Origin of the sequence: Paraburkholderia caffeinilytica, from assembly GCF_046030355.1 — a bacterium.
In the GTDB taxonomy this organism is placed as follows: Bacteria; Pseudomonadota; Gammaproteobacteria; order Burkholderiales; family Burkholderiaceae; genus Paraburkholderia; species Paraburkholderia caffeinilytica_B.
Genome location: NZ_JAQQCQ010000037.1, coordinates 1 through 25,214 on the forward strand (window position 1 = coordinate 1; position 25,214 = coordinate 25,214).

The 25,214-nt window shown below is 62.8% G+C and carries 22 protein-coding genes; 8 read left to right on the forward strand and 14 right to left on the reverse strand.

Features of this window, described 5'->3' with window-relative positions:
• Positions 1-80: 80 nt before the first annotated feature.
• From PQQ95_RS34315 to PQQ95_RS34365, 11 genes are all read right to left on the reverse strand, one after another.
• Positions 81-1,328: an NlpC/P60 family protein gene (locus PQQ95_RS34315; RefSeq protein ID WP_408446230.1), complete on the reverse strand. Its 1,248-nt coding sequence runs from the start codon at positions 1,326-1,328 to the stop codon at positions 81-83.
• 206 nt (positions 1,329-1,534) lie between these two features.
• Positions 1,535-3,409 carry a PhoH family protein gene (locus PQQ95_RS34320; protein ID WP_408446233.1) on the reverse strand — a complete coding sequence of 625 codons (1,875 nt, stop codon included), beginning with the start codon at positions 3,407-3,409 and terminating at the stop codon, positions 1,535-1,537.
• Positions 3,410-3,756: 347 nt separating this feature from the next.
• Positions 3,757-4,218: a peroxiredoxin gene (locus PQQ95_RS34325; protein WP_408446236.1), complete on the reverse strand. Its 462-nt coding sequence runs from the start codon at positions 4,216-4,218 to the stop codon at positions 3,757-3,759.
• A gap of 155 nt (positions 4,219-4,373) precedes the next feature.
• Positions 4,374-5,267: a polysaccharide deacetylase family protein gene (locus PQQ95_RS34330; protein ID WP_408446239.1), complete on the reverse strand. Its 894-nt coding sequence runs from the start codon at positions 5,265-5,267 to the stop codon at positions 4,374-4,376.
• 10 nt (positions 5,268-5,277) lie between these two features.
• Positions 5,278-6,324 carry a bifunctional UDP-4-keto-pentose/UDP-xylose synthase gene (locus tag PQQ95_RS34335; RefSeq protein WP_408446241.1) on the reverse strand — a complete coding sequence of 349 codons (1,047 nt, stop codon included), beginning with the start codon at positions 6,322-6,324 and terminating at the stop codon, positions 5,278-5,280.
• Positions 6,321-7,256: a formyltransferase gene (locus PQQ95_RS34340; RefSeq protein ID WP_408446244.1), complete on the reverse strand. Its 936-nt coding sequence runs from the start codon at positions 7,254-7,256 to the stop codon at positions 6,321-6,323. Before PQQ95_RS34340 ends, PQQ95_RS34335 begins: the two co-directional genes overlap by 4 nt.
• A complete protein-coding gene (locus tag PQQ95_RS34345) occupies positions 7,253-8,296 on the reverse strand; it encodes a glycosyltransferase (RefSeq protein WP_408446246.1) in 1,044 nt (347 codons plus the stop codon). The genes PQQ95_RS34340 and PQQ95_RS34345 overlap by 4 nt, the downstream gene beginning before the upstream one ends.
• A 6-nt stretch (positions 8,297-8,302) precedes the next feature.
• A complete protein-coding gene (locus PQQ95_RS34350; RefSeq protein ID WP_408446249.1) occupies positions 8,303-9,454 on the reverse strand; it encodes a DegT/DnrJ/EryC1/StrS family aminotransferase in 1,152 nt (383 codons plus the stop codon).
• Positions 9,455-9,708: 254 nt separating this feature from the next.
• A complete protein-coding gene (locus PQQ95_RS34355) occupies positions 9,709-10,080 on the reverse strand; it encodes an SMR family transporter (protein ID WP_054034531.1) in 372 nt (123 codons plus the stop codon).
• Positions 10,081-10,105: 25 nt separating this feature from the next.
• On the reverse strand, positions 10,106-11,881 hold the full coding sequence (locus PQQ95_RS34360; RefSeq protein WP_408446252.1) for a glycosyltransferase family 39 protein: 1,776 nt from the start codon (positions 11,879-11,881) through the stop codon (positions 10,106-10,108).
• 221 nt (positions 11,882-12,102) lie between these two features.
• The gene (locus PQQ95_RS34365; RefSeq protein ID WP_408446255.1) at positions 12,103-12,477 is read right to left on the reverse strand and encodes an Mth938-like domain-containing protein; all 375 of its coding nucleotides are present in this window, start codon (positions 12,475-12,477) and stop codon (positions 12,103-12,105) included.
• Positions 12,478-13,049: 572 nt separating this feature from the next.
• On the opposite strand from PQQ95_RS34365, the gene PQQ95_RS34370 reads away from it, so the two are divergent.
• From PQQ95_RS34370 to moaE, 6 genes are all read left to right on the forward strand, one after another.
• Entirely contained in the window at positions 13,050-14,297 is a 1,248-nt protein-coding gene (locus tag PQQ95_RS34370) for a pyridoxal phosphate-dependent aminotransferase (protein ID WP_408446257.1), read from the forward strand.
• Between the two features lie 74 nt (positions 14,298-14,371).
• On the forward strand, positions 14,372-15,703 hold the full coding sequence (locus tag PQQ95_RS34375) for a homoserine dehydrogenase (protein ID WP_408446260.1): 1,332 nt from the start codon (positions 14,372-14,374) through the stop codon (positions 15,701-15,703).
• A 7-nt stretch (positions 15,704-15,710) separates the two neighbouring features.
• Positions 15,711-17,162 carry a threonine synthase gene (gene thrC / locus PQQ95_RS34380; RefSeq protein WP_408446263.1) on the forward strand — a complete coding sequence of 484 codons (1,452 nt, stop codon included), beginning with the start codon at positions 15,711-15,713 and terminating at the stop codon, positions 17,160-17,162.
• A 186-nt stretch (positions 17,163-17,348) separates the two neighbouring features.
• Positions 17,349-18,581, forward strand: a complete 1,233-nt coding sequence (locus PQQ95_RS34385) for a molybdopterin molybdotransferase MoeA (RefSeq protein WP_408446365.1) — start codon at positions 17,349-17,351, stop codon at positions 18,579-18,581.
• A gap of 26 nt (positions 18,582-18,607) precedes the next feature.
• The gene (moaD, locus tag PQQ95_RS34390) at positions 18,608-18,865 is read left to right on the forward strand and encodes a molybdopterin converting factor subunit 1 (protein ID WP_408446265.1); all 258 of its coding nucleotides are present in this window, start codon (positions 18,608-18,610) and stop codon (positions 18,863-18,865) included.
• 82 nt (positions 18,866-18,947) lie between these two features.
• A complete protein-coding gene (gene moaE / locus PQQ95_RS34395; protein WP_408446268.1) occupies positions 18,948-19,424 on the forward strand; it encodes a molybdopterin synthase catalytic subunit MoaE in 477 nt (158 codons plus the stop codon).
• Positions 19,425-19,602: 178 nt separating this feature from the next.
• Here the strand turns inward: moaE and PQQ95_RS34400 are convergent, their stop codons facing one another.
• Complete coding sequence (locus PQQ95_RS34400) at positions 19,603-20,157, reverse strand: group III truncated hemoglobin (RefSeq protein WP_408446271.1); 555 nt, start codon at positions 20,155-20,157, stop codon at positions 19,603-19,605.
• A 303-nt stretch (positions 20,158-20,460) separates the two neighbouring features.
• Here PQQ95_RS34400 and PQQ95_RS34405 point away from each other — a divergent pair, with 303 nt between their 5' ends.
• Positions 20,461-20,961 (forward strand): Rrf2 family transcriptional regulator, encoded by a 501-nt coding sequence (locus PQQ95_RS34405; RefSeq protein WP_408446274.1) that lies wholly within the window; start codon positions 20,461-20,463, stop codon positions 20,959-20,961.
• 119 nt (positions 20,962-21,080) lie between these two features.
• Positions 21,081-23,678, forward strand: coding sequence for an ATP-dependent chaperone ClpB (gene clpB, locus PQQ95_RS34410; protein ID WP_408446276.1), 2,598 nt, complete (start codon positions 21,081-21,083; stop codon positions 23,676-23,678).
• A gap of 144 nt (positions 23,679-23,822) precedes the next feature.
• On the opposite strand, the gene PQQ95_RS34415 is transcribed toward clpB, so the two are convergent.
• Both PQQ95_RS34415 and PQQ95_RS34420 read right to left on the reverse strand, forming a co-directional pair.
• A complete protein-coding gene (locus PQQ95_RS34415; RefSeq protein WP_494471483.1) occupies positions 23,823-24,251 on the reverse strand; it encodes a YidB family protein in 429 nt (142 codons plus the stop codon).
• Between the two features lie 185 nt (positions 24,252-24,436).
• The gene (locus PQQ95_RS34420; protein ID WP_408446279.1) at positions 24,437-25,033 is read right to left on the reverse strand and encodes a ComEA family DNA-binding protein; all 597 of its coding nucleotides are present in this window, start codon (positions 25,031-25,033) and stop codon (positions 24,437-24,439) included.
• Between the last annotated feature and the right edge of the window lie 181 nt (positions 25,034-25,214).

Here is a 25,214-nt window from a genome sequence, read left to right on the forward strand (position 1 = left end):
ACGGCTACGGCTACGGCTACGGCTACGGCTACGGCTACGGCTACGGCTACGGCCCGTGGTCGCTGGTCCGCACTGAACCGTTAGAAATTGCCGTTAGCAAAGCGGGCGATCGGATCGTCAGTAGTTTGCGTGGGGGCAGGGATGCCTCGCGACGCCGTCGACGCGCGCATGATCTGCACGCCCGCATTCCCATCGGCTTGCTGCGCCTGTTGGGCCTGGCGCGTCGCGACGGAAGCAGGTGGAGGTGGCTCGAATGCATCGGCAGCGGCGTCGATAGGATCAGGCGCCCGGGCTCCGACCGTTTGCGGTTCAGCGCGCACAGCCGCCGTTCGCTGATTCGTAGCGTCTGCTGCAGCGTCGTACGTACTCGCCTGAGCGGCTGTAGCGGGTACGGGAGCCACCGCGCCCGCCGCGCGCGCCTGCATCTGTGCGGCACTCATACCGGGTGGTGGCTGTTCGAACGGATCTGCTTGTGGCACCACCGGCGCCGCGGCCGTGGCGACCGTCGGTTGTGCGGTTGCAGTCAACGGCGTGCGGATAGTCGCCGCGACACGAGCCGTTTGCTGCGAAGCCGCCGGGTTCACGACATAGCCGGAGTTTTGCTGCGCAACGGGGACCGCCGCATAGCCCGAAGTCCGCGCCGCCGCAGGGTTCGCCGCGTAGCTCGACGCTTGCGTCGTCGCCCCCGCAGCCGCATAAGCCGGCGCTGTCTGAGCCGCCGGCGCGACACGCTCGGGTTGAGGCGCCGCAGCCTGATAGCTCGGTGTATCGAACGGCGCCGGTGTCGCAGCCGGCGCTGCCACCCGACGAATACCGTCGAAGCGCTTGGCCCAATAGGGATTGGTCAGGTAGTCGAGCCGCACGGTGCCGCCCGTCGACGGCGCGTTGACGAAACGCAGCTTGCCCACGTAAATGCCGACATGCGAATGCGGGCGCCCGGTGGTGTTGAAGAAAATCAGGTCGCCCGGCGCGATTTCATCCGGTTCGATCGACTCCCCGCGACCGCTCATATCCGCGGTTGTCCGAGGCAGATTCACGGATGCCGCGCGCGACACCACATAGCGAACCAATCCGCTGCAATCGAACCCGCTATCAGGCGTATTACCACCCCAACGGTATGGAACGCCGACCAGACTCATCGCCTGGATCGAGATTTCCTCGCGGCCGATGCTGTGGTCGACGAAATTCGGGAAGCCCGGCGGCGGCGCATGATAAGCGCCGTTCGTGACCACGACCGATGAACCCGGCCCGCGCGACGTCTTTTGCGGCGCGCCGGCGCAAGCGGCGAGCAGCAAAACGGTCAGCAGCGAAAAGGCGAGTCGGCGCATGAAGACGAAGAGAGCGGTAAACGCTCGTTTAATGGCGGACGATGTCCGGATGGTAGCCCGTCGAACCTGGCTCAGGCAAGAATTCTTGATAACTTACTTGAAGTTTGTGCGCTAAGTGTTGCCCATCGGGAACGCGTGCTCAATAAAAAAAGCCGCGGCCGGAGTAACCCGGGCGCGGCTTTTGGCCGAAGCTAAGACGTTGAAACTTAAAGGATCTCCGACGCGTAATCCGCGAGACGCGAACGCTCGCCGCGCGCCAGCGTCACATGCCCGCTGTGCGCCCAGCCCTTGAAGCGGTCGACCACGTACGTCAGCCCCGAGCTGCCTTCCGTCAGGTAGGGCGTATCGATCTGCGCGATATTGCCCAGACAGATGATCTTCGTGCCCGGACCGGCGCGTGTGACCAGCGTCTTCATCTGCTTCGGCGTCAGGTTTTGCGCCTCGTCGATGATCAGATACTTGTCCACGAACGTACGGCCGCGCATGAAGTTCATGCTCTTGACCTTCAGGCGCGAGCGGATCAGTTCCTGAGTGGCGGCGCGGCCCCATTCGCCGGCGGCGTCGTCGGTTTTCTGCAGGACTTCGAGGTTGTCGTCGAATGCACCCATCCACGGCTGCATTTTTTCCTCTTCCGTACCCGGCAGGAAGCCGATGTCTTCACCGACCGGCACCGTTGCACGCGTCACGATGATCTCGTTGTAGCGCTTGTCGTCGAGCACCTGCGCGAGGCCAGCCGCGAGCGCGACCAGCGTCTTGCCGGTACCGGCCTGACCCAGCAGCGTGACGAAGTCGATATCCGGATTCATCAGCAGGTTCAGCGCGAAATTCTGCTCGCGATTGCGCGCCGTGATGCCCCACACGTTGTTCTTGTGGTGGCCGTAGTCGCGCAACGTTTGCAGCAGCGCCGTCTTGCCGTTCAACTCGCGCACCAGCGCATGAAAGGTCGGCTCGCCGTTCTGCGGCTCCAGATAGACGAATTCATTGACCAGCATGGACGCACAGAGCGGCCCGGTCACGCGGTAATACGTGGTGCCGGTTTTGGTGTCCTGCCAGCTCTCCATGCCTTTCGCGTGCTTGGTCCAGAAATCCTGCGGCAGCGCGCGGATACCCGAATACAGCAGATCGCTGTCCTCGAGCACCTGGTCGTTGAAGTAATCTTCGGCGGGCAGGCCGAGCGCATGCGCCTTGATGCGCATGTTGATGTCTTTCGACACCAGCACCACCTGGCGATCCATCCGGTCGCGTTGCAGCGCGCGCACCACGCCGAGAATCTGGTTGTCGGCCTTGCCTTCCGGCAGACCTTCGACCGGCTCGATGGCGGTGAGCTTGGTCTGGAAATACAGGCGCCCGGACGCCTCGCGGCTGCCGAGACGCGCCAGCGAAATGCCGTCCGACATATTGCCGGCATTCGCCACCAGCGCGTCCAGCGTGCGGCTCACCTGGCGAGCGTTACGCGCGACTTCGGACATGCCTTTCTTGTGGTTGTCGAGTTCTTCCAACGTCATCATCGGCAGATAGACGTCGTGTTCCTCGAAACGGAACAGGCAGCTTGGATCGTGCATCAGCACGTTCGTGTCGAGCACGAAGAGCTTCTGGACTTCGAGCGGGTCGGTGGATGCGCCGCGTTTCTTGCTGGTGCCGCGCGTGCTGGGTGCGGCTGCCGCGGGCGTGCTGGCGGCCGGATCCTTCGCGCTTGGCGCGCGCGCGACGACGGGCTGCGATTTGGCTGCGGGCGTGGGAACAGCCGCCGGCTCGGCTTGCGGTCGGGCAGCAGGAACCGGTTGCAACAATGCGGCGGTCTGCTTCGATTTGCGTCCACGCGCCGGTGCAGCTTGCTCGGCGGATGCAGACGCAGCAGGGGCGGCCGACGATGCCGGCACGGGCCGCAACGTGGTCGCGGCATTGGCGGCGTGCGCCATCGGCGTGGCGACGTTCGCGCGGCCGTAATCGGCCGACTCTGCGGATTCCCCTCCGACTGCCTGTTTCTTCGCGGCGGAGCGCGCCGGCGTGGCGGCTTTGGCCTTGTATTCGTCAGGCGGCAGGAGATTGCCGAGCTTGCTGGGGGGGGTAGGCAAAGGCATGGTTTCCCTCGAATTAATCGGGTCACATTTCGTGCGCCGCCTGTCGCATTCTGCCGGTGCCAGTGAGTGCGCACGCAGTTTGCGCCCGGAGGCGCGCATTCGGTCTAGAGATGCCGGTTCGCCTGGTTTTCGATCGGCTCCTTAACGGAAACGCGTGGCCGACTGAACGAACGGCTGCACGCAATTAAAAAAGCCGCCGCCCCGGCGTACGGGACAAGCGGCTCGCCTTCGGTTATCGCGTTGCGCCTCATGACTCCGACGGCGCCGACAAAACGGCCGTCAAGTCTGGCGCAGCGACGAAAAGTATGGGGTGGACAGGCACTCATTGGAACCCAATATAACGCGCCTCAAAGCGCTTGTACAGCCTCCAGAATGTCATCGACATGCCCTGGCACTTTCACGCCACGCCATTCCTGGCGAAGCACGCCTTCAGCGTCGATCAGGAACGTGGAGCGTTCGATCCCACGTACTTCTTTGCCATACATTTTCTTCAATTTCATGACGCCGAAGAGCGCACACAAGGTTTCTTCGGGGTCCGAGATCAACGGAAACGGCAGTTCGAGCTTTGCCTTGAAGTTGTCATGGGAGCGCAGGCTGTCGCGCGATACGCCGAGAATCTCCGCGCCGGCTTTCCTGAATTTCGGATACAGATCGCGGAATTGCAGACCTTCGGTCGTGCAGCCCGGCGTGTTGTCCTTCGGGTAGAAATACAGCACCACCTTCTTGCCCCGCAGCCTGGACAGCGTGATCTCGCCACCGGTCGCGGGGGCGGTAAAGTCGGGGACGGGTTGGTCGACTGCGATGGGCACGAGGTTCTCCGGTTGTTATGGCCGACGCCGCAGTACGTGCGTATGCAACTGTTTGCGGCGTGGGCCTGGCATCGAGGCTTCTGGGGAGGGCGACTGGCGCGTGATGATCGCTCGCGCGGCGGCCGGCTCGTCAGCGCCGGCTATCGATTGACCCGTCAGGGCTGGACAATCAACTCGCCGGAACGGCCTGGAATTTCGCCCCACGTAACAGGGTACGATGGCAGCGTGCTGCGGTCTAGCGTGGCGTAGTAATCACCCATGGTCGCAAAGGTATGGCCTTGCGCGCGCCAGCCTTCCAGCAGCTGTTCGAAAATCGGCGCGAGCTTTTGTCCTTCGAGTTCGGCGTGCAGCGTGAACACCTGATCGTGCGGATTGTTTTCGGTGCGCTTCAACATCCATGCGGCGACGTTGTGTTCGTCGACACCATCCACGCCCAGCACTTCGTCGAGCGTGGGGAGCGTGGTGGGCATCTGCACGTGCGACAGTTGCCGGCCGTCGACCACCGGCAGGTACGGCGAGTGGCCGCGGCCGTCAGACGCGTAGCGCATGCCCCACGCGTCGATCTGCTCGAACGCATGGCCGTTCATCTGCCAGCCCGCCGCACCGTGCGTGACGGGCGGCGCGCCGAAGATCGCGACGAAGCGGTTGAAGCTCTTCTGCATCTGCTTCCCGGTCCACTCCTGGTCTTGCGAACGCACGTTGTCCTGCCAGTACACGTGGTCCCAGGTATGAATGCCGCATTCGAAACCGGCTTCGTGAATCGCGCGCATTTCCGCGGCGGTTTTCACGCCGATATCCGGCCCCGGCAGCAGCACGCCGTACATCAATTGCTTGATGCCGTAGTGTTCGACCACCGAGGTACGCGACACCTTCTTCAGAAAGCCCGGCCGCAACACGCGGCGCATCGCCCAACCGGTGTGGTCGGGCCCGAGGCTGAAGAGGAAAGTGGCGCGCGCCTTGAAACGGTCGAAGATGCGCGCGAGATTCGGCACGCCTTCGCGGGTGCCGCGCAGCGTGTCGACGTCGATCTTCAGGACGATGCGAGCCAAGGATCAGGCCTTATTGTTGTTCGACGAGGGCGCGAGCTTCGGCGACGTGGCCGCGATACGCTTCGAAAATCTTGCGTAGCGCTTCGTCGAAAGTCGACTTCGGCGCCCAGCCGAGTTCCTGCATCGTGTTGTCGATCTTCGGCACGCGGTTCTGCACGTCCTGATAGCCCGTACCGTAGTAAGCGCCCGAGGACGTTTCGACCAGTTGCACCTTCTTCGCGAGGTCGGCGTATTCCGGGAATTCGGCGGCCAGCGTCAGCATCTTGTGCGCGAGCTCGCGCACCGAGAAGTTGTTGGTCGGGTTGCCGATGTTGTAGATCTTGCCCGTGGCGACGCCGTCCTTGTTCTCGATGATCTTCATCAGCGCGCCGATGCCGTCGTCGATATCCGTGAAGGCGCGCTTTTGTGCGCCGCCGTCCACGAGGCTGATGTTCTCGCCGCGCACGATGTGGCCGAGGAACTGCGTGACCACGCGCGAGCTGCCTTCCTTCGGCGTGTAGATCGAATCGAGGCCCGGGCCGATCCAGTTGAACGGACGGAACAGCGTGAAGTTCAGGCCTTCCATGCCGTAACCCCAGATCACGCGATCCATCAACTGCTTGGAGCACGCGTAGATCCAGCGCGGCTTGTTGATCGGGCCATACGACAGTTGCGACTCTTCCGGATCGAACTGCTCGTCCGTGCACATGCCGTAGACCTCGGAGGTCGACGGGAACACGAGGTGCTTGCCGTACTTGACGGCCGAACGCACGATCGGCAGGTTCGCTTCGAAGTCGAGTTCGAACACGCGCAGCGGCTGCTTCACGTACGTGGCGGGCGTGGCGATCGCGACCAGCGGCAGGATCACATCGCACTTCTTGATGTGATACTCGACCCATTCCTTGTTGATCGTGATGTCGCCTTCGAAGAAGTGCATCCGCTCATGGTTGATCAGGTCACCCAGACGTTCGGTCTGCATGTCCATCCCGAAGACTTCCCAATCGGTCGTTTCGAGAATGCGTTTGGACAGGTGATGGCCGATGAAGCCGTTCACACCCAGAATCAGGACTTTTTTCATGAATGACGGGGAGTTTGAATGAGCTGGGCGAATTCGGCCGGGGTAATGACGGTTTCAGTGCCGTCATGCTGGCGCCGCAATTCGTGGATGGCGATCGCGCGACCGTCGCCGCATATCGCGAAAACGGCATTATCGCTTACGTGCAGGCCCGGCGGCAAATCCGAGCGAAGCGCGCCGGGCGTAGCCAGACGCGCACGGGCAATGATGAAACGGTGGCCTGCGATATCGGTGAATGCGCCGGGATAGGGCGGCGCGACCGCGCGGATCAGGTTGTAGACCTGTTGCGCGGGTTGTGTCCAGTCGATCCGGCCGTCTTCGGGCTTGCGCCCGCCGTAGTAGCTGCCATGCGACAGATCGTTCGGCAGATGCGGCGCTTCGCCCGCCAGCAGTGCCGGGAGCACGCGCCACAGGGTTTGTTCGGCGGCCACCGTGACCTTGTCGAACACTTGTGCGGCGGTGTCGTCGGGCAGGATCGGCACCGGCGTTTGCGCAATGATCGCGCCCGCGTCGGGCTTGGCGGCCATTTCGTGGAGCGTCGCGCCGGTTTCGGTTTCGCCGTGGATCACCGCCCAGTTGGTCGGCACGCGGCCGCGATACTTCGGCAGGAGCGAACCGTGCATGTTGTAAGCGCCCCGTGCGGCGAGCGCCAGCAGGTCGACCGGCAACATGTGGCGGTAGTAGAACGAGAAGATGAAGTCCGGCCGCGCGGCGCTGACCGCGGCACGCAGTTCCGGGCTTTTCGGATCGGCGGGCGTGACGACGGGAATACCGTGGTCGGCCGCCACCGAAGCGACGCTGCCGAACCAGATGTTTTCCGTCGGGCTGTCTTCGTGCGTGACGACCAGCGCCACGTCGACGCCGCGCGCGAGCAGCACCTGCAGGCAGCGTACGCCGACGTTGTGATACGCGAATACGACGGCGCGCGGCTTCATGGATTCGGGCCCTGATCGACCAGCGGCGCCGCTTGCACGGCTTGCACGACGGCCTGGCGCGGCGCTTCGGTCACGGCGGTGCCGTCGCGCTGCTCGAGAATCGTCTGCACCAGATAACGCGGACGCGCGCGCACCTGCTGATAAATCCGGCCGATGTATTCGCCCAGCAAGCCCAGCGCGAAAATGATCACGCCGAGCAGGAAGAAGGTGATGGCGAACAGCGTGAACACACCTTGCACTTCCGCGCCGATGATGAAGCGGCGAATCAGCAGCAGAACGAACAGCGCCGCGGACCCGAGCGACAGGATCACGCCGATGAACGACAGCCATTGCAGCGGCACCACCGAGAAACCGGTGACGAGGTCGAAATTCAGGCGGATCAGCGAATACAGCGAGTACTTCGATTCGCCGGCAAACCGCTCTTCGTGGGCGACTTCGATCTCGACCGGATTCTGCGCGAAGGTGTACGCCAGCGCCGGGATGAACGTGTTGATCTCGCCGCAGCGATTGATCGTGTCGATGATGTGCCGGTTGTACGCGCGCAGCATGCAGCCCTGGTCGGTCATCTTGATGCGGGTGATGCGCTCGCGCAGACGGTTCATCGCGCGCGACGCCTTGCGGCGCCACAAGCTGTCCTGGCGTTGCAGGCGGATCGTGCCGACGTAGTCGTAACCCTCACGCATCTTGTTGACCAGCTTGCCGATTTCTTCCGGCGGATTCTGCAGGTCGGCGTCGAGCGTGATGACGATCTCGCCGCGCGACTGCTCGAAGCCCGCCAGAATCGCCATGTGCTGGCCGTAATTGCCGTTCAGCAGGATCACGCGGGTCGTGTCGGGCCGCGCGCGGAACTGCTCGGCGAGCAGGGCTGCGGATTTGTCGCGGCTGCCGTCGTTGATGAAGATCACTTCATAGCCGGTGCCGAGCGCGTCGAGCGCCGGGTAGAGGCGCGCGAACAGCGCGGCCAGCCCGGCTTCCTCGTTGTACACCGGGATGATGATCGACACTTCCGGTGCGACGGCGCGATGTTCCGAATAACTCATTTCCGCTTATTTTCCGTATTGTTCGCAAATTTCATTGACCGCGCGGCAGACCCGCTCCACATCGCCTTCGTTCATCAGCGTGAACAGCGGCAGTGTGACTGTGGTGGCGCCGAAGCGCTCCGCATGCGGGAACATGCCTTCCTTGAATCCCTTCGCGCGGTACAGCGAGAACAGATGAATTGCCGGATAGTGCATGCCTGAACCGATGCCGCGCTCTTTCAGCTGACCCATGAAACCGGCCCGGTCGATCGACAGTTTTTCGAGCGGCAGCGTGATCTGGAACATGTGCCAGTTGCTGTTCTCAAAGTCAGCAAACGGCAGGCCTATTCCCAGCTTGACCGCCGCGCCGCCTTCGAGACCGGCGAAATAGGCGCGCACGAGTTTTTTGCGCTGCGCGAGGAAACGCTCCAGATGCGGCAGCTGCCCGAGTCCGACGCGCGCGGCGACGTCCGTCAGGTTGTACTTGCCGCCCAGCAGGTCGCAGTCCATGCCGTCGAAGCCCGTGCGGGTGATGCCTTGCAAGCGATATTTCTGCGCGAGGACCGCTTCTTCCTCGTTATTCAATACCAGCGCGCCGCCTTCGATCGAAGTCAGATTCTTGTTCGCGTGGAAGCTGAACGAGACGATATCGCCGAGCTTGCCGATCCGCTCGCCTTTCCACGTCGAGCCGAAGGCCTGGGCGGCGTCTTCGATCACGCGCAGCTTGTGGGCGCGGGCAATGTCGTACAGCCGGTCCATGTCGACCGGCAAACCCGACAGATACACCGGAATGATCGCCTTGGTGCGCGGCGTGATGGCTTTTTCCAGCAGATCCAGGTCGATGTTGCGCGTGACCGGATCGATGTCGACGAACACCGGTGTCGCACCGACTTCGTAGACCACGTTGCTGGTTGCGACCCATGACGCCGGGGTCGTGATGACTTCATCGCCTTCGCCTACGCCGGCAATGCGCAGGCCGATCGCGAGCGTCGCGGTGCCGGAATTGAACGTGCGCACCGGACGGCCGCCGCAGAACTCGGACAGCGCCGCTTCGAACTTCTGGTTCTGCGGACCGGTCGTGATCCAACCGGAGCGGAGTACGTCGGCGACGCCCTGAATCGTTTCTTCATCGATCTCAGGTTTGACAAACGGCAAAAACGGAACTGTTGACTGGCTCATGAATGCTTCGCTCGATTGAAAAGGGCGCAACCCGAAGGGCGCGAAGTAGATCACAAACTACGCGCCAACCCAAGGCCACGACTAAAAAAGGGCGCAACCGCCAAGCTTACCGCGGCCAACCTTACGTTTTTCTTAAGCGGCAGCCGTGCCGGCTTACCGCATTGTTTCGCCGGCATGTTCGTGGCGCGCGCAGCAGCACGGGCAATAAACGGTAATAAATCATGCCCGGCCCAGCACTGCCGGGGACATGGCGCCTAGCTGCGCGCCAGGACGACGACACCGATCAGGATGACGCCGATCCCGACCAGCTTTTGCACTGACATCACTTCGCCGAATAGATACCACGCCGCGAACGCGTTGACGACGTATCCGAGCGACAACATCGGATAGGCGATCGACACGTCCACGCGCGAGAGTCCGATCACCCACACGCCCACGCTGATCACATAGCAGGCCAGCCCGCCGATGATCGGCGGCTGGGTTGCAAGGCGAAAGGCGATGGGCAGGATGTTCGCACGGGTGAATTCGAAGTGTCCAACGGCATTCGTTCCGGCTTTGAGCAGCAACTGCGCGCCGGCGTTCAACGTGACGCCCGCGAGGATACAAAAAAGGGAAATCGGGTTCATCGAACGGTCAGTTCCTGAGATGGGGTCATTGTTGTGGTTTTTCCACTGGCACGGATGCGTCAGGCGTCGGGGCGCCCGGCGACGTCGCGTCGGAGGCGGGCGCGGGCACCGCTACGGGCTTCGCTATGGGCTTCACTACGACCACCCGGCGCGGGTCGCGCGCGATCACCTGCATCGGCAGCCCTTCTTTGAGCAGTCTGTCGTAGGTCGACGGCGGGATCAGCGCGAGCGCATAGCGATCGGCCTTCCAGCGCTCGATCCACGCGTCGACCGACGGCACCCATTTTTGCGGTTCGACGGACACGCCGAACGCCAGCTCGTCAGGGTGTTCGACCATGATCATCGTATGGTCGATGTAGAACGGCAGCGTATGGTCGAGCACGCCGACTGAGTAGAAGGGCGTATCGGCCGGCAACTTTGCGATCTCGGCCTTGATCGCGGGTGCGAGCGGCGCGCCGGAGCTCAGGCGGCCGAACACGTCGTGACCCGTGCCGGCGATCGTGCCGAGCAGCAGCCACGCCGCGCCGAAGCTCGCGACGGCGCCGAGGATGCCGGTGCGGCTGCGACGGTTCAGCCACAGCGCGACCAGCGTGAGCACGAAGGCGACGCCGAGGGCCGCCAGTACCCAGGTGCGGTATTCGATGTACAGCTCGGTCGGGTTGCGCGCGTCGCCGAGGCGCGACATGAACAGCGCGGCAAACGCGGCCACGACGAGAAACAGCGCATAGCCGGCCAGATGGCGGCGCAGCTGGTCACGCGTAACCAGCGGCAGATACATGCCGATGACGAGGGCGATAGGCGGGGCGATCGGCAGCGTGTAGGACAGGAGCTTCGAGTGCGACGCGCTGAAAAACAGGAAGATGAACGCAGTCCACACCAGCATCAGCGTGACCGGCGCGAAACCGTTTGGCTGGCGCGGCAGGCGCCACGCATGGCGCACGCTCTGGAAGGTCACGGACAACCACGGCAGGAAGCCGACCAGCAGCACCGGCACGAAGTAATAGAACGCTCCTGGACGGTTCTGTTCAGGCGTCAGATAGCGTTTGAACTGTTGAACGATGAAGAAGAAGTTCAGGAATTCCGGATTGCGCTGCTGCACCAGGACGAACCAGGGCGTGACGATCGCGAAGAACACGATCAGGCCGCCGATCAGATGCAGACGCTTCCACACGGCCCAGTCGCGGGCGACGAGGGTGTACAGCACCAGCACCGCACCCGGCAGAATGATCCCGACGAGGCCCTTGGACAGCACCGCCAGCGCCATCGCCCCCCAACACACCCACATCCATGCCCGCACGCTGGCGGTCGGCAGATTGGGGCGCTGCGCCAGCAGCAGCGCGCAGAGCGTCAGCTCCATCCAGAACGACAGGCCCATGTCGAGCGTGTTGAAATGGCCCATCAGGTTCCAGTAGGGCGACGTGGCCAGCACGATCGCGGCGAACACGCCGGTCGCCGCATTGAACACGCGCGCGCCGGTGAAGCCGAGCAGCAGCACGCCGGCAAAGCCCGTCAGCGCGGTGTAGAGCCGAGCCTGCCATTCGCCGATGCCGAACCACGCGAACGTGAGCGCGTTCAACCAGGTTTGCAGCGGGGGTTTTTCGAAATACTTGTAGCCGTTATAGCGCGGCGTGACCCAATCGCCCGTGATGAACATTTCGCGGGCCATTTCGGCGTAGCGGCCTTCGTCGCTCGGCAGCAGATGGCGCCAGCCGAGCGGCACGAACCAGATCACGGCGAGGGCCAGCACCAGCAGCAGGATGGTGGTGCGATTGAGCGGTAGCCTCGTCGGCGTATCGTTCATGGATTTCAACCTTTTTGGCGACGCCGCGTGGGCAGCGAGGCAGTGTTATCTGAAAATGGCGATCGCCAGCTTGGCGCCGATGGCGCGCAGTGTACGTTATCGGCCGTGACGCGGCGAGGGCGCGCGGCCGGTCCGGCGGCGCACGCCGCGGCTGGCATGCCTTGCGGTCGGTGCCGGGGCTCAGGCCAACGCCTCAGGCCAACGCCGGCTGCGCGACGCCATCAGGCTTCGATCAGCAATGCGGCCGCGACTTTGCGGCCTTCGGCCATCAGAATGTTGTAGGTGCGGCAGGCGGCCTTGAAGTCCATCGTTTCGACGCCGATGCGTTTGGCGGTGAGCGCGGCGGTCAGGCGCGGATGGGGGAAGCGCAGACGGTCGCCGCTGCCGAAGATGACCACTTCGGGCGCGGCGTCCACCAGCATGGCGAAGTGCTCGGCACTCAACTGGTCGAAAGCGGAGACAGGCCAGGCAACGACGGGCGCTTCCGGCAGCAGGAGAATGCTGCCGGCGTGGCGCACCAGATTGATTTCGACATAACCGGCGCCGTAACCCGTGACGGTGTTGAGGGCGCCGCTGGAATCCTGATGTAGTTTCAAATTCGTTTTCCGAAGTCGTCGTGAGACATCATGCGTGTTGGCGGCCTGACCGGGCAAAGCGGAAGCAGGGCGGTTGACGCGAGTTGGACACGCCCATGGGGTACAAGCGGGGCACAAGCGGGACAGAAGCGGCCGAAAAGGCTTGCCGTTGCGGTTGGTGCATTGCGGAAGTCGGCCAAAATCCGCTAAATTATAACTTTTTAGCCGCTTTGCGGCGCCCCTCGCTCAAGTGCCGCCTCATGTGCTGTCAAAAGCCGCCCTGAGGGCTCGGGCGCGGTCCGTCGGCTACCTGCCCTGGCTTTGCCCGCATTTCGTCTGTATTTCGACTGTTTTTCGCCCGCCTGGGTTGTGCGGGTTTTGCTTTTCGTCAGCTTTTCGCTTGGTCTGGCTGCTGCACCGGCGCAATCCGCCGGACGCGCGGCTCACCGGCCTGGAAAGCCGGCCCACTCCGTGTCTGGCAGCCCGATCCGTGTCGGCGGCCATGCCGCGTCATCATTCCCCGTATCGGCGGACTTGCCTGGGCTTCGTTTTTTCGCCCTCGTTTGTTCGCCTAAGCCCATCAACAGGATGAAGTGCCCGCCGTGAAACCGATTCTCAAATCCAACAAGTTGTTGAATGTCTGCTACGACATTCGCGGGCCCGTCCTCGAACATGCGAAGCGCCTCGAAGAAGAGGGGCATCGCATCATCAAGCTGAACATCGGCAATCTCGCGCCGTTCGGTTTCGACGCGCCGGATGAAATCATCCAGGACATGATCCTGAATCTGCCGGGCTCGTCCGGCTACTCGGATTCCAAGGGGGTGTTCGCCGCGCGCAAGGCGATCATGCATTACACGCAGCAAAAGGGCGTGCACGGCGTCGAGCTGGACGACATTTACATCGGCAATGGCGCCTCCGAGCTGATCGTGATGGCGCTGCAGGGCCTGCTGAACGACGGCGACGAAGTGCTGCTGCCGGCGCCGGACTACCCGCTGTGGACCGCGGGCGTGAGCCTGTCGGGCGGCACGCCGGTGCACTACATCTGCGACGAATCGAATAGCTGGATGCCCGATCTGGACGACATTCGCGCGAAAATCACGCCGAATACGCGTGCGCTCGTCGTCATCAATCCGAACAACCCCACCGGCGCGCTGTACTCGGACGAACTGCTGCTCGGCCTGATCGAGATCGCCCGCCAGCACGGCCTCGTGATCTTTGCCGACGAGGTGTACGACAAGATCGTCTACGACGGCAAGAAGCACACGTCGATGGCTGCGCTCTCCGAAGACGTGCTCACCGTCACGTTCAACAGCCTCTCGAAGAGCTACCGTTCATGCGGCTACCGCGCCGGCTGGATGTTCATCTCGGGCCTGACCGGCGAGAACCGCCGCAGCGCCAAAGATTACTTCGAAGGGCTCGGCATTCTGGCCTCGATGCGCCTGTGCCCGAACGTGCCCGGCCAGTACGCGATCCAGACCGCGCTGGGCGGTTATCAGAGCATCAACGACCTGATCGTGCCGAGCGGACGCCTGTACAAACAGCGCGAACTCGCGTATGACATGCTGACGGCTATTCCCGGCGTGAGTTGCGTGAAGCCCGAGGCCGCGCTGTATATGTTCCCGCGCCTCGATCCGAAGATTTATCCGATCCAGGACGACCAGCAGTTCATCCTCGACCTTCTGCTGGAAGAGCGCGTGCTGCTGGTTCAAGGCACCGGTTTCAACTGGAAGACGCCGGATCACTTCCGCGTCGTGTTCCTGCCGAACGTGGACGACCTCGCGGATTCGATCAACCGGATCGCACGCTTCCTCGACGGCTACCGCAAACGCCACACCGCTTGAGATGGACGGCGCGCGCGGCGCGCCGCTGCCAGCCCCAGTTTCCTTTTAATCCCTTACTCGAAAACACACGCTGCATGGAACCGATCAAAGTTGGACTGCTGGGCTTCGGCACGGTAGGCAGCGGCACCTTCACGGTACTGCGCCGCAATCAGGAAGAAATCAAACGCCGCGCGGGCCGCGGCATCGAGATTGCGCGTATTGCCGTGCGCAATCCTGCCAAGGCGACCGCGGCGCTCGGCAGTGAGGCCGGCAGCGTGGCGCTGACCGATGATTTCAACGCGGTGGTCGACGATCCGTCGATCGATATCGTGGCGGAAATGATCGGCGGCACGGGCGTGGCGCGTGAGCTCGTCCTGCGCGCGATCAAAAACCGCAAGCATGTGGTCACCGCCAACAAGGCGCTGCTCGCCGTGCACGGCACGGAGATTTTCGAAGCGGCGCGCGCCAACGGCGTGATGGTGGCGTTCGAAGCGGCGGTGGCGGGCGGCATTCCGATCATCAAGGCGCTGCGCGAAGGGCTCACGGCCAATCGCATCCAGTACATTGCCGGCATTATCAACGGCACGACGAATTACATCCTGTCGGAGATGCGCGACCGCGGGCTCGATTTCGCCACCGCGCTGAAGGCCGCGCAGGAACTGGGTTACGCCGAAGCCGACCCGACCTTCGACATTGAAGGCGTGGACGCTGCCCACAAGGCAACGATCATGAGCGCGATCGCGTTCGGCGTGCCGGTGCAATTCGACAAGGCGTACGTCGAAGGCATCAGCAAGCTGGCTGCCATCGACATCAAATATGCCGAAGAACTCGGCTATCGCATCAAGCTGCTCGGTATCTCGCGCCGCACGGACAAGGGCATCGAACTGCGTGTGCATCCCACGCTGATTCCGGAAAAGCGCCTGCTGGCGAACGTGGAAGGCGCGATGAACGCGGTCGTGGTGCACGGCGACGCGGTCGGCTCCACGCTGTACTACGGCAAGGGCGCGGGCGCCGAGCCGACGGCCTCCGCCGTGGTGGCCGATCTGGTCGACGTGACGCGTCTGCATACGGCGGACCCGGAACATCGCGTGCCGCATCTGGCGTTCCAGCCGGACAGCCTGTCGAGCACGCCGATCCTGCCGATCGACGAAGTGACGAGCGGCTATTACCTGCGCCTGCGCGTGGCTGACGTGACGGGCGTGCTGGCCGACATCACGCGTATTCTGGCGGATACCGGTATCTCGATCGACGCGCTGCTGCAGAAGGAATCGGAGCAGGTCGACGCGAACGGCAAGGGCGAAACCGACATTATCCTGATTACGCACGAAACGGTTGAAAAAAATGTCAACGCCGCGATCAAAACGATCGAAGCGCTGAAGACCGTTGTCTCGCAAGTCACGAAGTTGCGCATGGAAGCACTGAACTAGGCCGAATATGAACTACCTCTCTACGCGCGGCGCCGGAGCCGGCGAGCGCCATACGTTTTCCGACATTCTGCTGGGCGGTCTCGCCAAAGATGGCGGCCTGTACCTGCCGGCCGAATATCCGCGCGTCACGGCTGACGAACTGACGCGCTGGCGCACGCTGCCGTACGCGGATCTCGCGTTCGAAATCCTGTCCAAATTCAGCGACGACATCCCCGCCGAAGATCTGTGCGCGCTGACGCGCAAAACCTACACGGCCGAAACCTATTGCCATGTGCGCGACGACGAAAGCGCCGCGCAGATCACGCCGTTGAAGACGCTGGGCGTGGAGAACGGCGCGCCGCTGTCGCTGCTGGAGTTGTCAAACGGTCCGACGCTCGCGTTCAAGGACATGGCGATGCAGTTGATCGGCAATCTGTTCGAGTACGCGCTGGCGAGGCACGGCGAGACGCTGAACATTCTGGGCGCAACTTCGGGCGACACCGGCAGCGCGGCGGAATATGCAATGCGCGGCAAGAAGGGCATTCGCGTGTTCATGCTATCGCCGCACAAGAAGATGAGCGCGTTCCAGACCGCGCAGATGTACAGCCTGCAGGACCCGAACATTTTCAACATCGCGGTCGAGGGTGTGTTCGACGACGCCCAGGACATCGTGAAGGCCGTGTCGAACGATCACGCCTTCAAGGCGAAGTACAAGATCGGCACGGTCAACTCGATCAACTGGGCGCGTGTGGTGGCGCAGGTCGTGTACTACTTCAAGGGCTACTTCGCCGCGACGAAGTCGAACGACGAGCGCGTGTCGTTCACGGTGCCGTCGGGCAATTTCGGCAATGTGTGCGCGGGCCACATCGCCCGCATGATGGGTTTGCCGATCGAGAAGCTGGTGGTCGCCACGAACGAAAACGACGTGCTGGACGAATTTTTCCGCACGGGCATTTACCGTGTGCGCAAGGCGGCCGAGACGTACCACACGAGCAGCCCGAGCATGGACATTTCGAAGGCCTCGAACTTCGAGCGTTTCGTGTTCGATCTGCTGGGCCGCGACCCGGCGCGCGTGCTGCAACTGTTCCGCGACGTCGAAGAGAAGGGCGGTTTCGATCTGGCGGCGAGTGGCGATTTTGCGCGCGTGAAGGCGTTCGGTTTCGTGTCGGGCCGCAGCAGCCACGAGGATCGTGTGGACGCGATCCGCGACGTCTTCGAGCGTTACGACACGATGATCGACACGCACACGGCTGACGGTCTGAAGGTGGCGCGCGAGCATCTGCAGGTGGGCATCCCGATGATCGTGCTGGAGACGGCGCAACCGATCAAATTCGGCGAAACGATCCGCGAAGCGCTGTTGCGCGAGCCGGAGCGCCCGGCCGCGTTCTCGGGTCTGGAATCGCTGCCGCAGCGCTTCGAAGTGCTGCCGGCGGATGTTCAGCGCGTGAAGGACTTCATCGTCGCGAATACGGGCGAGTAACACCGTGAGCATCGAGCGCGGCAGCGTCGCGCTCGATGCGACGGCGAGGTTGATTTGACCGCGCCGCGCAGGCTAAAAGCCCACCATAACGCCGGCCGCCCCCGGCCATCATGATCGACCGCTACAATATTCTTTTAACCAGCGGCTTCGAGACCAGAGATGTCCACACCAACGCCCCGCGCTCCGATGCTTTCCACCGCCGAAGCGTTGGCGACCCTGCTCAGCGCGGCGAGTCCCATCGGCGGCACTGAATCGATCCCCACGCTAGACGCGCTCAACCGCGTGCTCTCGGCAGACGTCATGTCGCCGCTGGACGTCCCTCCCATGAACACCAGTGCGATGGACGGCTACGCGATCCGCACGGAAGATCTGTCGACCGACGGCAACCGCCGATTGCCGGTCTCGCAGCGCATTCCAGCCGGTCACGCGCCGGAGCCGTTAAAGCCGGGCACGGCAGCCCGCATCTTCACGGGCGCTACGGTGCCGCCGGGGGCCGACGCCATCGTGATGCAGGAGCAAACCGAGGCCGCCGGCCACGAAGTCACGATCCTTCACAGCCCAGCACCCGGCGAATGGATCACGGCCCAGGGCGCGGACATCCGCAGCGGCTCGATCATTCTCCCGGCGGGGACGCGCCTGACGCCGCAAGCATTGGGGCTCGCCGCCTCGGTCGGCTGCGCCGAACTCCAGGTGCGCCGCCGCGTAAAAGTCGCCGTGTTCTTCACTGGCGACGAGCTGACCATGCCTGGCGAACCGCTGAAACCCGGCGCGATCTACAACTCGAACCGCTTCACACTGCGCGGCCTGCTGGAAAAACTGGGCTGTGAAGTGACCGACTACGGCATCGTCCCCGACAAGCTCGACGCGACCCGCGCGACGCTGCGCGAAGCCGCGCAGGCACACGATCTGATCCTCACCTGCGGTGGTGTGTCGGTCGGCGAAGAGGATCACGTGAAGCCGGCTGTCGAGGCCGAGGGGCGCCTGTCGATGTGGCAGATCGCGATGAAACCCGGCAAGCCGCTCGCCTTCGGCGCGGTGCGCCGTGCCGCGCAGCAGGCAGATTCGGCGACATCAGCCGAAACCTTTTTCATCGGCCTGCCGGGCAATCCGGTCTCCAGTTTCGCGACCTTTTTGCTGTTCGTTCGACCGTTCGTCCTGCGTCTGGCCGGCATGCAGGCGGTGGCGCCGCGCGCGCTGTCGCTGCGCGCCGATTTCACGCAGAAGAAGGCCGATCGCCGCAACGAATTCCTGCGCGCGCGCATCAATCCGGCCGGCGGCCTCGATCTGTTTCCGAATCAGAGTTCGGCCGTGCTGACGTCGACGGTGTGGGGCGACGGCCTGATCGACAATCCGCCGAACCACGCGATCAGCGCCGGCGAGACCGTGCGTTTCATCCCCTTTTCCGAATTGCTGAACTGAGGCCGGCCACAGCCGGCGGTTTCCCGATGAAGATTCAACTCCGATATTTTGCAAGCGTGCGTGAAGCACTCGAAACCGCCGACGAAACGGTTGATCTGCCGGACGGCATCGCGACCGTCGGCGACGTGCGTGCCTGGTTGCGCGTGCGCGGCGGCGCGTGGGCCGACGCCCTCGCCGAAGGCCGTGCGCTGCGCATGGCCTGCAATCACGTCATGACCGATGCCGGCACGCGCATCACTGAAGGTTGCGAGGTCGCGTTCTTTCCGCCTGTCACGGGTGGTTGAATGGCGCCGGGTCGTCGCTAAAAATCACGCCGGATCACGCTAAACCTCGTCCAACCTCGCTAAGCCGCCCCAGGAGCCAGAGATGCCCGTTCGCGTCCAGACGGAAGACTTCGACCTCACCGCCGAGGTCGCCGCGTTGCGCGCGCGCAATCCGAAGATCGGTGCGGTGGCCTGTTTTGTCGGCACCGTGCGCGATCTGAACGACGGCAGCGCCGTCGAAACCATGGAGCTCGAACACTATCCGGGCATGACGGAAAAATCGCTGGAAGCGATCGTCGTGAGCGCGCGCGAGCGCTGGCCGGGGATCGAGGTGCTGATCGTCCACCGGGTCGGCAAGCTCTATCCGCTCGACCAGATCGTGCTGGTGGCGACCACCGCCGCGCATCGGGGCGACGCGTTCGCGTCGTGCGAATTCGTGATGGACTACCTGAAGACCCAAGCGCCGTTCTGGAAAAAAGAGAAAACCGACGAGGGCGAGCGCTGGGTCGATGCCCGCGTCACCGACGACGCGGCGCTGGCCCGCTGGGGCATCGAATCGGGTAATCAGGACGCGGATTAGACAGCTGCCGGGTTCGGACGTGGCTGAGACAGGGGCGCCGGGCTTTGATCTGGCTGGGCTGTGCATCCCCGGAACGATTTAGCGTATTTTCATCGCACCGCGGATACCTTCTTCAGGTATCTCGAGCGCATCATGGCCGTTGTGCGTCCCCAGGACGTCTCGCAGACGCCCACGTCAGTCAGTCTTTGCCTTTGCCAACGATCCTCGTTGGGAACGGCTCACCAGGCCGCCGCACCGACCCGCCGGGAACATGCGGATCGTGCGAGTCATCGTCACGCGGACGCTTCGGCGCGACGCGTTCCAGTAACGCCTGCTGCTCCGCCGGAATCTTGTAATCCCAGCCGAAGCGGCTCAACTGCAAACTCTGCGCGATACGCAGCGCCGGTTCCATGAAACGGACCGCGGCAGCCGGCTGATAGCGCGACTCCACCGTATCCAGAAACAGATATAGCCAGCGGCTGAAATGCTGCGGCTCGACGCCCTCGAGCGGCTGGTGGGCCTGCTGCACATTGCCGCGATAGTGCTTCGCGCCGAGCACGAGGCTGCCCCAGAACGTGCACATCTTGGGCAAATGGTCGTCCCAACGGCCTGCCAGCGTGGCGTCGAAGACAGGGCCAAGCAGTGGATCGGCGCGCACGCGATCGTAAAACGCGTAGACGAGCGCGCGAATATTCGCCTCAGTAGGCTCGGCGGCGCGCTCGACAGCCGGTGCGGCAGGAAAAGACGGGTTCATGCAGATTCCAGATAGCGCAGTTATTCACCATGAATTGCCACACAGTGCCACAGACGGTTAGGAATGGTCTCAAACTGTGTCCAAATGAAAGGAAGTAGGCCACGAACGCCCCGCTTTTCGTATGAATGGCCTATACGGGAAACGTTACCATTACTGCCGAAAGACAAAGCCGATTGTCAGCGCAGAGTAAGAAAACATGCGTAGCGCCTGCATCTTAGGGCGAAGCGACGGCCCCCCGCAACCCTTGCATCGACGCGGTTATCCCCTGGATCGCGGCTTGCGCTTATCGTGGCACCCGCACTTATGAGACTAACCGACTATACGGATTATTCATTACGCGTCTTACTGTACCTCGCCGTCCGCGGCGAAGGTTTATCGACCATTCAGGACATCTCGAGCGCATACGGGATATCCAAGAACCATTTGATGAAGGTGGTGCAGCAACTCGGCGAACTCGGCTGGGTCGAGACGGTGCGCGGGCGTAACGGCGGCCTGCGGCTCGCTGAACAAACCAGCGCGTTGACCGTGGGTGAGATCGTGAGGGCCACCGAGAGCGATTTTGCGCTGGTCGGCTGCTTCCCGGACCAGCAAAGCGAGCGTCGGGCTTGCGTCATAACACCCCAGTGCCGTCTGCGCGGCGCGCTCGAGGCGGCGCGCAACGCGTTCCTCGCCGAACTCGACCGTCACACCATCGGCGAGGTCGCCGAGCCGCACGGTCCGCTGGCTGCGCTGCTTGGTTTAAGCAATGTCATCCCGATCGTGCCGGTCGTATCGGCTGGCGGGAGTTCGGCGCCGGCCTCCTGAAACCCGCCGGCAAGTTCTCGCGCGTCAAATGTTAAATAGTTGGTGCTGGTTGCAAAAAAGCGCTTGAAACCTGCGTAAAACGCCTCAATTTGGTGGTAATCGAAATTGGAGGTCTCTTGATGAGAATCGACAAACTTACCACTAAATTCCAGGAAGCACTGGCCGACGCGCAGAGTCTCGCCGTGGGTCATGACAATCAATACATTGAACCGGTGCATGTCCTGTCGGCGCTCGTCGCCCAGCAGGATGGGTCGGCGCGTTCGCTGCTCTCGCGTGCCGGCGTGCATGTCCAGGCGCTGCAAACCGCGCTGAACGACGCCATTACGCGTCTGCCGCAAGTCCAGGGCACGGACGGCAACGTACAGATCGGCCGCGAACTGACCGGCTTGCTGAACCAGGCGGACAAGGAAGCACAAAAACTCAACGACACGTTCATCGCGAGCGAGATGTTCCTGCTCGCGGTCGCCGACGACAAAGGCGAGGCCGGCCGTCTCGCGCGCCAGCACGGTTTGTCGCGCAAGTCGCTGGAAAGCGCGATCGCGGCGGTGCGCGGCGGTTCGCAGGTGCATAGCCAGGACGCCGAAAGCCAGCGTGAAGCGCTGAAAAAGTACACCGTCGATCTGACCGAGCGCGCGCGGGCCGGCAAGCTCGACCCGGTGATCGGCCGTGACGATGAAATCCGCCGTTCGATCCAGATCCTGCAACGCCGCACCAAGAACAATCCGGTGCTGATCGGCGAGCCGGGCGTGGGCAAGACCGCGATTGTCGAAGGCCTCGCGCAACGTATCGTCAACGGTGAAGTGCCGGAAACGCTGAAGGGCAAGCGCGTGCTGTCGTTGGACATGGCGGCCCTGCTGGCCGGCGCGAAATACCGCGGCGAGTTCGAAGAACGCCTGAAGGCCGTGCTGAGCGACATCGCGAAGGACGAAGGCCAGACCATCGTCTTCATCGACGAAATTCATACGATGGTGGGTGCGGGCAAGGCAGAAGGCGCAATGGACGCCGGCAACATGCTCAAGCCGGCGCTCTCGCGCGGCGAACTGCATTGCGTCGGCGCCACCACGCTCGACGAATACCGCAAGTACATCGAAAAGGATGCCGCACTCGAGCGCCGCTTCCAGAAGGTGCTGGTCGACGAGCCGTCGGTTGAAGCCACCATCGCGATTCTGCGTGGTTTGCAGGAAAAGTATGAGCTGCATCACGGCGTCGACATCACCGATCCGGCAATCGTCGCAGCGGCTGAACTGTCGCATCGCTACATCACAGATCGTTTCCTGCCGGACAAGGCCATCGACCTGATCGACGAAGCCGCTTCGAAGATCAAGATGGAAATCGACTCGAAGCCGGAAGAGATGGATCGACTCGACCGCCGTTTGATCCAGTTGAAGATCGAACGCGAAGCCGTCAAGAAGGAAAAGGACGAAGCGTCGCAAAAGCGTCTGCAACTGATCGAAGAAGAAATCGAGCGGCTGGATCGCGAATATTCGGACCTCGAAGAAATCTGGACCGCGGAAAAGGCGGCGGTGCAGGGCAGCGCGCAACTGAAGGAAGACATCGAAAAAACGCGTGCGGAAATCACGCGCTTGCAGCGTGAAGGCAAGCTCGAGAAGGTCGCCGAGTTGCAGTACGGCAAGCTGCCGGGTCTTGAAGCGCAGTTGAAGGAAGTGACCAAGGCTGAAGCCAATGAGCAGAACAACCCGACCCGGCCGCGTCTGCTGCGCACCCAGGTGGGTGCGGAGGAAATCGCGGAAGTCGTGTCGCGTTCAACGGGTATCCCGGTGTCGCGCATGATGCAGGGCGAGCGCGAAAAGCTGCTGCAGATCGAAGAGAAACTGCACGACCGCGTGGTCGGTCAGGACGAAGCGATCACCGCAGTGGCGGATGCGATCCGGCGTTCGCGTGCGGGTCTGGCGGATCCGAACCGGCCGTATGGCTCGTTCCTGTTCCTTGGACCGACCGGTGTGGGCAAGACGGAACTGTGCAAGGCGCTGGCGTCGTTCCTGTTCGATTCGGAAGATCATCTGATCCGTATCGACATGAGCGAATTCATGGAAAAGCATAGCGTCGCGCGCTTGATCGGCGCGCCGCCGGGCTATGTCGGTTACGAAGAAGGCGGTTACCTGACCGAAGCCGTGCGCCGCAAGCCGTACAGCGTGATCCTGCTGGACGAAATCGAGAAGGCGCATCCGGACGTGTTCAACGTGCTGCTGCAAGTGCTCGACGACGGCCGCATGACCGACGGCCAGGGCCGTACCGTGGACTTCAAGAACACGGTGATCGTGATGACGTCGAACCTCGGTTCGCAGGTGATTCAGGCGATGGTCGGCGAGCCGCAGGACGCGGTGAAGGACGCGGTCTGGGAAGAAGTGAAGCTGCACTTCCGGCCCGAGTTCCTGAACCGGATCGACGACGTGGTGGTGTTCCATGCGCTCGACCGTTCGAACATCCAGTCGATCGCGCGGATTCAGCTGCAACGTCTGCATGAACGGCTTGCCAAGCTCGACATGCAACTGCTGGTGTCGGACGCGGCGCTCGAGCACGTGGGCAAGGTCGGCTACGATCCGCTGTTCGGGGCACGGCCGTTGAAGCGCGCCATCCAGCAGGAGATCGAGAACCCGGTCGCCAAGCTGATTCTGGCCGGCAAGTTTGGTCCGAAGGACGTGATTCCGGTCGAAGTGGAAGACGGCAAGCTGGTGTTCGACCGCGTCGTGCATTAAGCGAAACGCGTTGGGCTGTGCGTGGAACGGCTGTGATGAGGCCGTTCCAGCCAATGTAAAAAAAGCGGCAACGAAGGTGACTTCGTTGCCGCTTTTTTTTCGCCTGCTTGTACCTCTGCTACAGGGCGGAGGCGGGTGACGCTGTTACGCGTTGCCCTTGCCGAACAGTGCCGACAGGCCGCCGAGCGCGCCCAGCACGGTCGTCGAATTCAGTTTGCCTTCGGCGGGGACTTCGCCGTCGGGCGTCGCTGCGTTGACGACGTGCGGCAGAATCTGCGACAGCAGACCGGTGACCTGATCCGGTTGCACGCCGGCCTTCGCCGCGAGGTTGGTGACGACGTCCGAGCCGAGCACGCTGTGCAGGGCGTCGGGCGAGATCGCCTGGTTCTCGCCATTGCTGATCCACGACGACACGACGTCGCCGAGACCCTTTTCCTTGAAGCTGCTGATCAGGCCGTTCAGGCCGCCCGGCTGGTTGTTGACGAATTCCAGCGCGGCGGAAACGAGGGCTTGCTGGCCACCGCCTTCAGGCGATTTGCCAACCAGGGAACCGATAGTGTCGAGTAGGCTCATGACGGTCTCTCTTGAATGCCGACCCGTGTTTGACGAGTCAGCGGGTGAAAACGCCGCGCGGTTGCGCGGCGCCGGTGGAAGGAAGGTAGACGGGAGCGGGGCCGCGCTTATATGTGTGCGTCACGCGCGCATCGTATGTGATGCACACATAGCGCGGCCGCCATGCCGCCGGTACTCAACCCGATTTACGCCCCGCCAGAGGCTGCCGCAGCCGATGCAGCCTTGCTCTTCTTCGCTTTCTTCTTCGAAGCCTTGGTGCCGGATGCATCCGCCGGCGCGCTGGCGGATGCCGCTGTGGCCGGTGCGGAAGCAGCCGCTGCGTCGGCCGCCGCGGCCTTGCTCTTCTTCTTTGACTTCGACGCCTTGGTGCCGGATGCCTCGGCGGGCGCAGCCGGTGTTGCGGGTGCCGTTGTCGCGGCCGCGGTGGTCGCGGCAGGAGCGGCTGCCGGCGCCGCCTTGGTGCTAGCGGTGCTGCTGGACTTCGAGGCAGCCTTGGCGCCCGTGGGCGGCGTGGACGAGCCGTTGATGGTCAGGCCGGCGGCTTCGAGATTGGTCACCGATTTGGTGCCGATGCCCTTGACGCGTGTGGCCAGATCATCGGCATCTTTGAACGGGCCGTTCTTGGTGCGTTCGTCGATGATGGCTTTCGCATGCACCGGGCCGATACCCTTGACCGATTCGAGCGCCGCCTGATCGGCGGAATTCACTTCGACGGCCGCGGCAAATCCGGCCGACAGCGACAAAGCCAAAGCAACGCAAAGCATCAAAAGCTTCTTCAGCATGGCAAGCACTCCATTGAGGGCAAAAAAAGTTAGCCGCAAAGAGAAAACTCGGGACGACGCGTCCTGTCAGCAGACGCTGCGCTTAAGGATAGAACAAATTGCGCGCCCTTATTTGCAAACGCCGACGATTTATACCGATCGATTCATGACAAGTAAATCAGGCCTGACAATATTTGAAGCT

Bases quoted from the DNA above. Each gene is read 5' to 3' on its own strand.
- PQQ95_RS34315 (WP_408446230.1), bottom strand. From the start codon at position 1,328: ATGCGCCGACTCGCCTTTTCGCTGCTGACCGTTTTGCTGCTCGCCGCT.
- PQQ95_RS34320 (WP_408446233.1), bottom strand. From the start codon at position 3,409: ATGCCTTTGCCTACCCCCCCCAGCAAGCTCGGCAATCTCCTGCCGCCT.
- PQQ95_RS34335 (WP_408446241.1), bottom strand. From the start codon at position 6,324: ATGAAAAAAGTCCTGATTCTGGGTGTGAACGGCTTCATCGGCCATCAC.
- PQQ95_RS34340 (WP_408446244.1), bottom strand. From the start codon at position 7,256: ATGAAGCCGCGCGCCGTCGTATTCGCGTATCACAACGTCGGCGTACGC.
- PQQ95_RS34345 (WP_408446246.1), bottom strand. From the start codon at position 8,296: ATGAGTTATTCGGAACATCGCGCCGTCGCACCGGAAGTGTCGATCATC.
- PQQ95_RS34350 (WP_408446249.1), bottom strand. From the start codon at position 9,454: ATGAGCCAGTCAACAGTTCCGTTTTTGCCGTTTGTCAAACCTGAGATC.
- PQQ95_RS34355 (WP_054034531.1), bottom strand. From the start codon at position 10,080: ATGAACCCGATTTCCCTTTTTTGTATCCTCGCGGGCGTCACGTTGAAC.
- PQQ95_RS34360 (WP_408446252.1), bottom strand. From the start codon at position 11,881: ATGAACGATACGCCGACGAGGCTACCGCTCAATCGCACCACCATCCTG.
- PQQ95_RS34375 (WP_408446260.1), top strand. From the start codon at position 14,372: ATGGAACCGATCAAAGTTGGACTGCTGGGCTTCGGCACGGTAGGCAGC.
- thrC (WP_408446263.1), top strand. From the start codon at position 15,711: ATGAACTACCTCTCTACGCGCGGCGCCGGAGCCGGCGAGCGCCATACG.
- PQQ95_RS34385 (WP_408446365.1), top strand. From the start codon at position 17,349: ATGCTTTCCACCGCCGAAGCGTTGGCGACCCTGCTCAGCGCGGCGAGT.
- moaD (WP_408446265.1), top strand. From the start codon at position 18,608: ATGAAGATTCAACTCCGATATTTTGCAAGCGTGCGTGAAGCACTCGAA.
- moaE (WP_408446268.1), top strand. From the start codon at position 18,948: ATGCCCGTTCGCGTCCAGACGGAAGACTTCGACCTCACCGCCGAGGTC.
- PQQ95_RS34400 (WP_408446271.1), bottom strand. From the start codon at position 20,157: ATGAACCCGTCTTTTCCTGCCGCACCGGCTGTCGAGCGCGCCGCCGAG.
- PQQ95_RS34405 (WP_408446274.1), top strand. From the start codon at position 20,461: ATGAGACTAACCGACTATACGGATTATTCATTACGCGTCTTACTGTAC.
- clpB (WP_408446276.1), top strand. From the start codon at position 21,081: ATGAGAATCGACAAACTTACCACTAAATTCCAGGAAGCACTGGCCGAC.
- PQQ95_RS34415 (WP_494471483.1), bottom strand. From the start codon at position 24,251: ATGAGCCTACTCGACACTATCGGTTCCCTGGTTGGCAAATCGCCTGAA.
- PQQ95_RS34420 (WP_408446279.1), bottom strand. From the start codon at position 25,033: ATGCTGAAGAAGCTTTTGATGCTTTGCGTTGCTTTGGCTTTGTCGCTG.